The following is a 12,483-nucleotide window of genomic DNA, read 5'->3' as shown; positions in this document are numbered from 1 at the left end:
CAGGCAACGCTGGAAATCGCTCTGGACCGCGAGCTCTGGCTCGCACCGCCGAGTGAAATCTAGCACGTTTGATGAATGGAAAGCAGGCACAACGACATCATTGGTCCCGTCGCAAAAACGCCCCTCCCTGCTCCATCCTGGCGAGGCGTACCGAATATGCCGGCCCTTCTAGAACAAGCCACCCAGCCTGGACAGGCTTGCCGACAGCTCATCCTTGCGAAACGGCTTGTTAAGGCGCGGGATATCCGGGTCAAGTCCTCTGCGTTCGGCGTAACCAGAAACGAGCAGGATCGGAATACCGGGCCGCGAAACGCGGACCGCCCGGGCCAGTTCAGTGCCGCTGATACCAGGCATCAGGTGGTCGGTGACAATGAGATCGAATTGTTGCCCCGCCTCCAGCAATTGCAGGGCCTCTTCGCCTGATGCGGCCTCGATGACGTGGTAACCGAGGTCTGCCAGCATGTACGAGGTCGTTGCACGTACCAGTTCTTCATCGTCGACTAGCAGCGCAGTGCCTCGCACCGATTGTCGATCCAGGGCCTCGGTATAAGGCAAGGCCGCTGTCGGCAGGGTCATGCTGCGCTGGAGCCAAAGCTCGACGTTTGTCCCTAAGCCGGGTGAACTCTGAATCGTGAGCGCGCCGTTCAGTTGGGATGCCAGGCCATGGACCATCGAGAGGCCGAGCCCCGTGCCCTTTCCGATCCCCTTGGTCGAAAAGAACGGCTCCACCGCCCGGGCCAGTGTGGTCGCGTCCATGCCAATGCCCGTGTCCGCCACCGAAAGGCAGACGTAGTGACCTGCAGGAAGATGCGAACGGTGGCCGTTACCCACCACCTCGGTGCTCGCCGATATCCTCATCGTTCCGCCTTCCGGCATCGCATCGCGCGCATTCACGGAGAGATTGAGAATCGCCATTTCGAGCTGGTTCGGGTCCGCCATCGCCGCCGGCAGTTCCATTGGCGCTTCGACGACCACCTTGATCTGTGGCCCGGTCGTGCTGGCCACCAGGTCACCCATTTCGCCAACCAGCTTTGCCACGTCCACGGGAACGGCTTGGAGCGGTTGGCGGCGGGCAAAGGCGAGCAATCTCTGCACCAGCGTTTTTGCCCGATCAGCCGATTGCAGCGCGCCGCCAATCAGCCTCTGTTCCCGATCCCCGCCCACACCTCTGCGCTGGAGCATGTCGAGCGTGCCAACGATCGGGGTCAGCAGATTGTTAAAGTCGTGGGCCACACCGCCGGTGAGCTGTCCCATCGCTTCCATTTTCTGACTTTGACGCAATGCCTGTTGGACCTCTTCCCGCTCGGCGATGGCATGGGCCACCCTCAATTCAAGCGTGGCGTTGAGCTCGCGCAGTTCCTCTTCGGCCACCTTGCGAGGGGTGACATCCACCGCCGTACCGGTGAAGCGCAAGCAGCGGCCGAACGCATCGAACACGGCTCGGCCCTTGGCCGCCACCCAGCGAACGATGCCATCCTCGCGACCAATCGTGCGGTAGTCGACTTCATAGAGTGCACGCCGTTGCGGGTCGATGGCCGCCGCGAATGCTTCGATCGTTGCCTCTCGGTCCGCCGGGTGCAAGCCGTCATAGAAATCCTGCAACGTGACTGGCACATCAGCAGAGATGCCGAACATCGCTTTGGTTTGAGCGGGCCAGATCAGCGTGTTGTGAACGATATCCACGTCCCAGAAGCCGATATCGGCGTTCTCGACGGCCAGTCGTAGTCGCTCCTCGCTCTCACGCAAGCGCATTTCGGCGCCTACCCGTTCCACGTGCGCCCAGCAACGTTCCGCCACCTCCCTCACCCACGATATTTCGGACTGTGACCAATCCCTGGGCGAATTCTGATGGACGGCCATCATCGCGGTCAGACGACCGTCCTTGACCAACGGGCAGCAAATAATCGCGTGAATGCCAATGGACAGAAAGGTCTCAAGCCCTTCGCCGTGGGTCAGCTCCACGGCGACGTCACGTATGATCAAGGTTCGCCCGGCGCGCATATCGGCAGCAGCCCGTGGTCCGAAGACATCGAGGCTGTACGTCCCGACCGAGCTCTCGATGCCGGGCGCGCTGTAGTCACTGCGAATCCAGAAACGGTCATGATCGCCATCGACATCTGCATAGGCGCAGCGCGATACGTTGAGCTTCTCGCCCAGCAAGCCGGTCGCGGCGATCATCGCGTCTTCGGCCTGATGGACGTGAAAGAGGCGGCCATCGAGTTCATCGAAAAAGCCCAGTCGCGACGCGCTCTGCTCCAGCGCCGCTTCCGCTTGATGCTCGACCGTCCGGTCGCGGAAGATCTTTACAAAACCGCCGTGATCCAGGGCCAATGGCATCATCAGCCCCGAACCCCAGAAACGCGTACCGTCCTTGCGCACGTGCCAGCGTTCGTTGACAGCCCGGCCGTGATCCTGGGCGATGTGGAGTTCGCCGTAAAACACCCGCTCGGCCTGGTCCAGGGCGGTATAGAAGAGGTCACCCTTACGCCCCACTACCTCCTCGGCGACGTAGCCGACGATGCGCTGTGCACCGGTGCTCCAGCTCGTGACCGTGCCTTGCGCATCGAACGTGATAATCGCGAAGTCTTCCGCGCCCTCGACGATCTGGCGATAGCGCGCCTCGCTAATGCGCATCTTGGCTTTAGTTTGCTCGCGGTCCAGGACCAGCCCGACTGTCTGGACAATGAAGCCGAGGATCTCGACATCCGTCGATAAAGGCTCATGTGGTTCAGGGTGATACAACATGAAGACACCCAGCACAGCGCCTTGGGCTGAAAGGATCGGGAATGAGGAGCACGTGTGCAGGCCATAAGCGGTAGCCAGCGCCTGTAACTTGGCCGAAAGCAGATCGTTGAGCGCCCCGGGTAAAAGCCCGGTATCGCTCGGCAACGGCGAGGTGCGGGTGGCGCCACCGCTCAAGCCCGCGATCAGTTTTTTTACCTCGTCATTGTAGGCGCGGGGAAGACTGGGGCCTGCGCAATACCGCAGATTCGGGTCATCGTCGTTGAGAACCACGATGCTTCCCAGAAATCGGGACATGGACAACGCCTCGACCTCGCGAACGATCGCATCCAGCGCGACGTCGAGGGGGGTATCTTCAACAGACAGTTTCAAAATGCGGTTCTGTGCCTCCCCAAGCGCCGCCGCACGATTGCGTGCCTGGGTGAGGCGCGCGTTCTCGAGCGCAATCGTCGCCAGGCTCGCCAGGCTTTCCAGCCGCTTGATCGTATCGCGATCGGGGGTGTGAACCTGCGACCAGTACGCGCCCAGCGCTGCAACCGCAACGGGCCGGCCGATGGGCACTATGATGAGGCTACGGACGAACGTCGCGGCGTAAGCGTCCTTGGGAACGCGTGGATCCAGCAGAACGTCATGGATGACGACCGTTTCGCGATGGCGCATCGCCCAGCCTGAAACACACTGGTCGACCGCAAAGCTCTGGCCCTGCCAAAGCGCAGAGACCGCATCCTCCGCGACGTAATGACAACGCCCATCATGCTCAATGACAACCGCGATGCCCTCAGCCCCGACGGCGGCACGTGCGGTGTCGCGGAGCACTGCAACCACGTCCTCTACCGATCCAGCGGCAGCCAAACGCTCACTGGCATCGAGCACATGAAACAGGCGGTCCTCGCCTTCCAAATCAACCGGTACAGTAGACAAACTGGGTCTCCAAATGCCGGCCAAGTGTTCTCTTCCCGGACTGGCTGAAATAAATGTGGTTCATTGAGGCAATGGAAGTCATGACATCCGGAGTCGGTTCCCGTTCGATTTTGTAGACGCGTAGCGCCGCGCCTCGTTTCAAACGGAACTCGTTCGACAGCTTGTATCGAGCCCCCAACCTCTGGATTGCAACAAACTGACGAAATTGTAATACACCCATCACCTTGGCGTTATCCGCAGATTGCAACGATGTCACACGGCGACCATGCCGGTGGGTCCTTGCCCGCCGAACAATAAAACCTACGCCGACGCACGTTCCCGTTCTGCCGAACCCAAGGAGTGATTGATGGTTAACCCTTCAAAGATGTCGATGGCCGCTTTAGCGGTGATCGCGGGCGTTGGTTCGCCCGCGGTGTATGCCGAGGAAAAATCCGAGGGCTTTATCGAGGGCAGCAGCCTGACGGTGCTCAACCGCAACTTCTACTTCAATCGTGATCACCGTAACGGCCAGTCCAGCCCAACCGGCATTGGCTATTCCGAGGCCTGGGCCCATGGCGTGATCGGCAGGTTCGAGTCCGGTTTTACGCAGGGCACCGTCGGGTTTGGTGTCGATGCATTTGCAATGATGGGTCTCAAGCTCGATACCGGTAACGGTCGCAACGGCGGCCGCAGTTCGTTCGACGTACTGCCGGTCGACCGTGATGGTGAGGCACGGGACGAATACTCCAAGGTCGCAGGCGCCGCCAAAGTGCGTGCATTCGATACCGTGGTCAAGGTAGGGGACGTGTTCCCCGCCACCCCAGTGGTCGCCGCCGGTGATTCGCGATTGCTACCGGAAAGCTTTCGTGGCGTCACGGCTACCAACACCAGCATCGAGGGCCTGTCGGTCCAGGGCGGTCGCCTGCATGCGATGAGCCAGCCGGTGTCAGCGACATGCGCGAGAACTTCTCGACTTTCTATGCAGGCCCCGTCGATTCGCCGTGGGTCGGCTATTTCGGTGGCGACTACACGCTGAACAAGCACCTGGGTTTCAGCCTGTACTCCAGCCGTCTCAAGGATGCCTGGAACCAGTATTACGCCGGCACCGCCTGGACCTATCCGCTGTCGGACAGCTTGTCATTGTTCGGTGACCTGAACTATTACAAGGCGGTCGACGAAGGCAAACAATTGCTCGGCAAGTTCGACAACGACATCTGGAGTGGTCGGGTCGGGGTGAAACTCGGCGCGCATTCCCTGGCCCTGTCGCACCAGCGCAACAACGGCGACGACGACTTCGACTACTTGCGCCAATCCGACTCGATCTTCCTCGACAACTCCATCCAGTACAGCGACTTCAATTCGCCCAAGGAGCGTTCGTGGATGGTGCGTTACGACCTCGACATGACCTCCTATGGCGTGCCCGGCCTATCGTTCATGACGCGCTACGCCCGCGGCACCGATGCCGATTACTCCAACGCCAACGCCACCTACATGCGCCGCGATGACGCAGGCACCCCGTTGACCGACCAGAAGCGCTGGGAGCGCAACATCGAGGTCAAATACGTCGTGCAGACCGGTTCGCTCAAGGACATGTCCCTGCGTATGCGCCAGGCCACCACGCGCGCCACGGCGTTCGAATCGGACCTGGATGAAGTCCGGGTGATCGTCGAATACCCGCTGGCGATTCTCTGATTGTGCGGTTGATCCAAATTCACCTTTAGAAGCGCCTTGCTCCTTTGGTAAGAGGTGAATCCTTTGGCGTCCTTCGGGACGCTTTTTTTATGCTATTCACTTAAGGTCTATCACTTATCGTGGCGAGGGAGCTTGCTCCCGCTGGGCTGCGTAGCAGCCCCAAAAGCCTGAGACCGCTACGCGCTCCAGCGCGAGAAAGCGTTCTCCTCGCCACGGGACGGTGAACGGTATCACGCCCCCAACAGGAGCATTCAGCCCCCTCGCTGGCGGCATTCCCCCGCCACGCTGTACCGGATGGTGTTGAGCTGCCCGCTGGAGTCCTCGTAGGTCATCGCCGCCGGGACCACCTCACAGGCGGTCTGCGGGCGCACGACGCTGACCACTTTCACCACGTCCAGCGCCATCCCGTACTCATACTCTTTCACCACCGGCGCAGCCTTGCCCTGGTTGGCAGCGTATTGCGCCATAGCGCTGGCATTGGCCCCGAGCGCCCGGTCGAACGTCCGGTCACCGCCGCCTTCGGCCAGCGCATTCAGCGACACGGCCATGGCTGTGGCGAAGGTCATCAACGTGATCAACTTCATGTACATCTCCTCCAAAATGGCGCTCAAAAAAAACCCGCCATCGACAGTCGATGACGGGCTGATTCATGGGCGGTACGCTTACAAGTTTTGGGTGTTGTCGTCTTTCTTCTCGTTCACGACGACGGGGTTGCGCGCCTGTTCCTTGGCGACGAACAGCTCCATGGAGCGGTCGCGGGATGTCATCATGTTCTCGAAAGTCTTGTCGCCACCCCCTTCCGCCAGTGCTACGCCCGATATCAACAACGCTGCTGCAAAGGCACTCACTTGTGCAAATTTCATGTTTTCAGACCTCGTTTGGGTTAACGAGATCAGGTTAACAATCGGTACCTATCATCACGGTGGCGGGTAAATTACATATCCGTCATGTACCCGGCCTCGGGGCATGCCCGGTCAGGTGTTCAAACCGCCGAGGCCTGCTCATCCCGCCGATGTGCCAACTGATACAACGCCGGCAAGATCAGCAACGTCAGGATGGTCGAGGACAGAATCCCGCCGATCACCACCGTCGCCAACGGTCGCTGCACTTCCGCGCCGGTCCCGGTGGCCAGGGCCATCGGAATGAACCCCAGGGAAGCCACCAGTGCCGTCATCAATACCGGGCGCAAGCGGGTCAACGCACCTTCGCTGATCGCATCGGCCAGGGAACGGCCCTCCTCGCGCAGGTTACGGATGAACGCGATCATCACCAGACCGTTGAGCACCGCCACCCCCGACAAGGCGATGAACCCGACACCGGCCGAGATCGACAGGGGAATGTCGCGCAGCCACAGCGCCATCACGCCGCCGGTCAACGCAAATGGAATTCCGGTGAACACCAGCAAGCCATCCTTCAGGTTGTTGAACATCATGAACAACAGGCCGAACACCAGCAGCAACGCCACCGGCACCACGATCTGCAGGCGCTGGGCCGCCGACTGTAATTGCTCGAACTGCCCGCCCCAACGGGTCCAGTAACCCGCGGGAACCTGAACGTCGCGAGCAATCACATCGCTCGCCTCGGCGACGAACGAACCTATATCGCGCGCCCGTACGTTGGCGCTGACGATCACCAGGCGCTTGCCGTTTTCACGACTGACCTGATTGGGCCCCTGCACCAGGTCGAGGCTGGCGACGTCCTTGAGCGCGATGAAGCCGATCTGCCCGGTATTGCCATTGGCCGGTGCCGGCACTGGAATCAATAGCGCCGACAAGCCTTCGATGTCCTTGCGCATGGCGTCGGACAGCCGCACCACCATGTCGAAACGACGGTCGCCCTCATACAGGGTGCCGGCCTGACGCCCACCTACCGCGACGGCGATGGTGTCCTGCACGTCGCCAACGTTAAGCCCGTAACGCGCAGCCTTGTCGCGGTCGATGTTGATGGTCAGCACCGGCAGGCCGGTGGTTTGCTCGACCTTGACCTCGGACGCGCCATTGACCTTCTGCATGGCCGCGGCAATTTTTGCCGCCGTGGCGTTGAGCACTTCCATGTCGTCGCCGAACACCTTGACCGCCACGTCACTGCGCACGCCGGAGATCAATTCGTTGAAACGCAGTTGGATCGGCTGCGACAGCTCGTAATTGCTGCCTGGCAACAGCGCAGCGGCCTGCTGCAGTTCCGCCATCAGCGTCTCGCGCGACTTGTCCGGGTCCGGCCATTGCGACTTCGGCTTGAGCATCACGTAGCTGTCGGAGATGTTCGGCGGCATCGGGTCGGAGGCGATTTCCGCGGTGCCGGTACGGGCGAACACACGCTCGACTTCCGGCACCTTGCCCAGAATCAGCGTCTCCAGGCGTTGCTGCATATCGACCGACTGAGTCAGGCTGGTACCGGGTACCCGCAAGGCTTGCAGGGCAAAATCGCCTTCACTGAGGCTCGGTACAAACTCGCTGCCCATACGGCTAGTCAGCACGCCACTGAGCACAATCACGCCCAGCGCCATACCCACCGCCATTGTCCGGTGGCGCATCACCCAAGCCAATGCCGGCGCATACGCCTGGCGCGCGCCCCGCATGACGGTGCCTTCTTCTTCCTTGACCTTGCCGGTCACGAACAGCGCGATGGCGGCCGGTACAAAGGTCACCGACAACAGCATCGCACCCAGCAAAGCGATGACCACGGTAAAGGCCATCGGGTGGAACATTTTGCCCTCGACCCCGCTCAGGGCGAAGATCGGCAGGTACACCACCATGATGATCAACTGGCCGAAAATCAGCGGTCGTCGCGCCTCTTTGGCCGCCGCGAAGACTTCACGAAAACGCTCGGATCGCGTCAGCAGGCGCCCATGGTGCTGCTGCGCATGGGCCAGCCGGCGCAGGGTGTTTTCGACGATCACCACCGCACCGTCGACGATGATGCCGAAGTCGAGCGCACCGAGGCTCATCAGGTTGGCGCTGACCTTGTTGCTGAACATCCCGGTGAAAGTGAACAACATCGACAGCGGAATCACCATCGCCGTGATCAGCGCCGCACGAATGTTGCCCAGGAACAGAAAAAGAATCGCAATGACCAGAACCGCCCCTTCGACGAGGTTCTTCTTCACCGTGGCAATGGCTTTGTCCACCAGGTGCGTACGGTCATAGACCGCGACAGCCACCACGCCCTTGGGCAACGAGCGGTTGACCTGTTCGAGCTTGCTGGCCACCGCCTGCGAAACCGTGCGGCTGTTTTCACCGATCAGCATGAACACGGTGCCGAGCACCACTTCCCGGCCGTTTTCGGTAGCGGCACCGCTGCGCACTTCCCGGCCGATCTCGACCGTCGCGACGTTTTTCACCCGGATCGGCGTACCGTCGACATTGGCCATGACGATGTTGGCGATGTCCTCGGTGCTTGCCACTTGTCCCGGCGCACGGATCAGCAACTGCTCGCCGCTGCGCTCGATGTAGCCGGCGCCGACGTTGGCATTGTTGCGTTCCAGCGCCGTCACCAGGTCGGTGAGGGTCAGTTTGTAGGCGGCGAGTTTTTTCGGGTCCGGCGCGATCTGGTACTCCTTGGCAAACCCGCCGATGGTGTTGATCTCGGCCACGCCGGGCACGTTGCGCAGTTGCGGCTTGATGATCCAGTCCTGGATCACCCGCAGGTCGGTCGGTGTGTAAGGCGTGCCGTCCTCCTTGAGCGCGCCTTCCTGCGCCTCAACGGTCCACAGGAAAATCTCGCCCAACCCGGTGGAAATCGGCCCCATCAGCGCTTCGGTGCCTTCGGGCAATTGCTCCCTGGCAATCTGCAAACGCTCATTGACCAATTGCCGGGCAAAGAACAGGTCGGTGCCGTCCTTGAAAATCACCGTCACCTGCGACAATCCAGAACGCGACAGCGAACGGGTCTGCTCCAGCGCCGGCAGACCGGCCATGGCCGTTTCGATCGGAAACGTGATGCGCTGCTCGGTTTCCAGCGGCGAGAAGCCGGCGGCGCCGGTGTTGATCTGCACCTGGACGTTGGTGATGTCAGGGACGGCGTCAATCGGTAGTTTCTGGTAGCTGGCGATACCGAGGCCGGCCATGAGTAGAACGGCGAGCAGCACGATGATGCGCTGCTCGATGGCAAACTGGATCAGGCGTTCGAACATGAGAACTGTCTCGTCGAGGGGGCGAATCGTGGGAGTCGTCAGTGAGCGTGTTCAGCCGAAGCCTTGCCCAGTTCGGACTTGAGAACGAAGCTGCCGGCAGCGGCGACCTGCATGCCGGACGCCAACCCCCGGGTAACTTCCACCTGGCCCTGTGAACGACTGCCCAGCTCCACCGCCTGCGCCTTGAAGCCGTCGTCGGTGCGCACGAATACCGTCGGTTTGTCCTCAATTGTTTGGATCGCGCTTTCCGGCACGGCGACCCCGGCCTGGCGGCTATCGGTAGCCACCAGTGCCGTTACGAACAACCCCGGGCGCCACGCGCCCTGTGGGTTTTCCAAGGTCACGCGTACAGTGGCGGTGCGCGTCTGTTCGCCGAGCAGACTGCCGACATACGCCACGTTGCCAACGACCTCGGCGCTCAGTTCCGGGACACTGACCGTCACCGACTTGCCCACCTGTACCTTGGGCAGTTCCTTGGGTGACACACCGAAGGTCACCCACACCCGCGACAGATCCGAAAGCGTGAACGCATTGCTGGTTTCATTCACCACTTCCCCCGGCGTCAGGTGTTTTTCGACCACCACGCCGTCGAACGGCGCGCGCAATTCATAGCGATTGCCACCCGTGGCAACCACGCTGCCACTAAGCGCGCTGATTTTTTGCCGGGCATTGTTCAGTGCAATTTCCGCCTCTTCCAATGCCTGGCGCGCCTGGAGGAAATCCTGTTCAGCGGAGATCTTGTCTTGCCAGAGTTTTTTCTCCCGCTCGAAGGTGGTCCGTGCAAGCACCACGCGCCGTTGCGCCGCCGCCTGCTCGCTGCGCTGATCGGAAATCTGCTGACTGGCGATCACCGCCAGCAACTGCCCCTTCTTCACCGTTTGTCCAAGATTGACGGAGACCGACTCGACCACACCGGGCACCCGTGGCACCACGTGCGCGGTGCGATCTTCATCAAAGCGCACTTCCGCGGGAAACGGCAGGCCAAGGCTGATGCTCTGTTCGCGGGCTTGCGCCAGTTGAATACCCGCCGCCGCAATCTGTTCGGTGCTCAGGGTCAGGTGCCCTTCTTCTCCTTCGGCATGTTCAGCCTCGGCTGCTTCCCCCTCCTCGGCATGTTCGGCGTGTTGCGCCGCTTCATCGGCATGCGCATCGATCGCTCCATCGGTCTTCCACTGCGACCCGATGCCTATGCCCAGCGCCAAAGTCGCCACGGCGACCACCAGCCATTTTTTATCCATGCAAACTCCTCTGCGCCGTACCATCACGCAGTTATCTGAAAGGTGAAATTCAACGGTGGACGGCAAGCTCGCCGAGGTCACCGAAAATGCGTTCGATACGCACTCGGGCGTCGGTCGCGTCGGCCACCGCCTGGATGTATTGGCTGCGGGCGCTGATCAGGGTGCGCTGGGCATCGAGCACGTCAAGAAAGCCGAACTTGCCCATCTCGAAACCGCGGGTGGCGTTGTCGACGGCACTTTGCGCGGCGGGCAGGATGGTTTGGTTGAAAGCCAGGACCTCGCCGTTGGCGGTTTGCCATTGCTCCAGGGTGGTCCGGGTCTCGGTGCGCAGCCGCAACTCGGTGGCATTGCGCATATCCCGTGACTGGTCGGCCCGACGCGCCGCCGCGAGCACGTTGCCCTGATTTCGGTTGAACAACGGAATCGGCATCGACAACCCGACCACGTTGACCCGCTCTCGCTCCGTTTCGCTGTATTGGCTGCCGACGCTCACCGTCAGGTCGGGGATGCGCTGCGCCTTCTCCAGCCCCAGCGACGCCTCGCGCTGACCGATCTGCAAAGCGGCCAGGCGCAATTCGGCCGTGTCACTGAGTCGATCGAGCAAACGGTCTGCGGGTGGCGCCACCGCCAGGTTGCGGGACGCCGCTTGCACGTCGACCTTGGGCGGGAGCGGCGTACCCATGACCTGTGCCAGTTGCTGCCAGGCATTGGCGCGATCGCGTTCGGCACGGCTCAGTTCCAGGCGCACCTCGGACAACTGCACCTGCGCCCGAGTGCCTTCGACCGGTGAGGATTTGCCCGCCTCGATACGCCCTTGCGCCACGCGCAGGCCCTGCTCTGCAAGTTGCAGCGACTGACGCGACAACAGCACGCGCTCCTGGGCGGTCTGTACACCGGAAAAAGCCTGGATCACATCCGCACGCAAGGCATTGCGCCGTCGCTCCAGTTCGATCCCGGCGGCGTCCTGCGCCCGGCTGGCAACATCAATCCGCGCGCCACGCTTGCCGCCCAGCTCAATGGGCTGACTGAGCAGCACGGTGGTGGTGCGTGAGTCGCGCCGGGTGTCTTCGGCCTCCCAGGACACTTCAGGGTTGGGTATCAGGCCGGCCTGCCTGCGCTCGCCTTCGGCGATGCCGATCTCCCACTGCGCCGCCGCCAGTTCGGGATTGGCGGCAAAGGCCGATTGCAAGGCCTGGTCGAGGGTCATTGAGGAACCAGCCGCAAGACTTGGGCCGAGCAGTAATAGAAGGCCTGCGGCGCTCACCCACCGCAGCACCTGTTTCGGGCGTGTTTGCGCCGCCAGTTCTTTTGCACCGGGCAATTGAATACTTCCTCTTTAAAGCAGCTGAATTCGATTGCGCCACGGTAGGGTTTTGAACTTATCGACAAGGTGACTGCAACATTACAAATCCGTTATCAACGGCCACCACAAGTTGATTTGCTCTAGCATGCGAAGAGCTTCGGCTTATTCGGCAACACATCGAAACACAACTTCTTCTCTCTCCGCCAAACAGTACTTGTTCGAAAGACCTTCTTGTGAAGGTGAGGATTCAAAGCGAATTCAACCTGCGACAGCCTGTCGCAGAGTGGCGTTCCAGACAGTCCAAGGTGGAAAAAACAGATTAACTCTGTAGCCACTACAACCTTTACCGTGCTCGCGCTGAAAGCACGAACGCGAAATTCCAAGCCGCCGCTTACTGACTAACAAAACATTAAAACTCGTTAGAAAAACCTTACAAAAAAAGCAACTTCCCCAACCCTCTTAATAATTTACCCACT

Annotated in this window: 6 protein-coding genes and 1 pseudogene; 1 reads left to right on the top strand and 6 read right to left on the bottom strand. The window is 60.9% G+C overall.

Annotation, left to right across the window (positions count from 1 at the left end):
* Window positions 1-168 precede the first annotated feature (168 nt).
* Window positions 169-3,558, bottom strand: coding sequence for a PAS domain S-box protein (locus AD664_RS27735; RefSeq protein WP_371260938.1), 3,390 nt, complete (start codon window positions 3,556-3,558; stop codon window positions 169-171).
* 451 nt (window positions 3,559-4,009) lie between these two features.
* Between AD664_RS27735 and AD664_RS03675 the strand changes: the two are divergent.
* Window positions 4,010-5,334: pseudogene (locus AD664_RS03675) on the top strand (OprD family porin).
* A 251-nt stretch (window positions 5,335-5,585) separates the two neighbouring features.
* Here AD664_RS03675 and AD664_RS03670 read toward each other — a convergent pair.
* The 5 genes from AD664_RS03670 to AD664_RS03650 all read right to left on the bottom strand — a co-directional run bounded on the left by AD664_RS03670 (window position 5,586) and on the right by AD664_RS03650 (window position 12,025).
* Window positions 5,586-5,918, bottom strand: a complete 333-nt coding sequence (locus AD664_RS03670; protein ID WP_053144475.1) for a DUF2790 domain-containing protein — start codon at window positions 5,916-5,918, stop codon at window positions 5,586-5,588.
* A 78-nt stretch (window positions 5,919-5,996) separates the two neighbouring features.
* Window positions 5,997-6,197, bottom strand: a complete 201-nt coding sequence (locus AD664_RS03665; protein WP_053144474.1) for a co-regulatory protein PtrA N-terminal domain-containing protein — start codon at window positions 6,195-6,197, stop codon at window positions 5,997-5,999.
* Between the two features lie 119 nt (window positions 6,198-6,316).
* A complete protein-coding gene (locus AD664_RS03660; RefSeq protein WP_053144472.1) occupies window positions 6,317-9,466 on the bottom strand; it encodes a CusA/CzcA family heavy metal efflux RND transporter in 3,150 nt (1,049 codons plus the stop codon).
* Window positions 9,467-9,504: 38 nt separating this feature from the next.
* Entirely contained in the window at window positions 9,505-10,704 is a 1,200-nt protein-coding gene (locus AD664_RS03655; protein WP_053144470.1) for an efflux RND transporter periplasmic adaptor subunit, read from the bottom strand.
* A 49-nt stretch (window positions 10,705-10,753) separates the two neighbouring features.
* Window positions 10,754-12,025, bottom strand: a complete 1,272-nt coding sequence (locus tag AD664_RS03650; protein ID WP_053144468.1) for a TolC family protein — start codon at window positions 12,023-12,025, stop codon at window positions 10,754-10,756.
* Between the last annotated feature and the right edge of the window lie 458 nt (window positions 12,026-12,483).

The organism is Pseudomonas sp. P97.38 (assembly GCF_001269745.1).
In the GTDB taxonomy this organism is placed as follows: Bacteria; Pseudomonadota; Gammaproteobacteria; order Pseudomonadales; family Pseudomonadaceae; genus Aquipseudomonas; species Aquipseudomonas chlororaphis_E.
Note: the sequence above shows the minus strand (reverse complement) of the source record. Positions and strands in the feature narration are given on the sequence as shown.

Bases quoted from the DNA above. Each gene is read 5' to 3' on its own strand.
- AD664_RS03660 (WP_053144472.1), bottom strand. From the start codon at position 9,466: ATGTTCGAACGCCTGATCCAGTTTGCCATCGAGCAGCGCATCATCGTG.
- AD664_RS03670 (WP_053144475.1), bottom strand. From the start codon at position 5,918: ATGAAGTTGATCACGTTGATGACCTTCGCCACAGCCATGGCCGTGTCG.
- AD664_RS03655 (WP_053144470.1), bottom strand. From the start codon at position 10,704: ATGGATAAAAAATGGCTGGTGGTCGCCGTGGCGACTTTGGCGCTGGGC.
- AD664_RS03665 (WP_053144474.1), bottom strand. From the start codon at position 6,197: ATGAAATTTGCACAAGTGAGTGCCTTTGCAGCAGCGTTGTTGATATCG.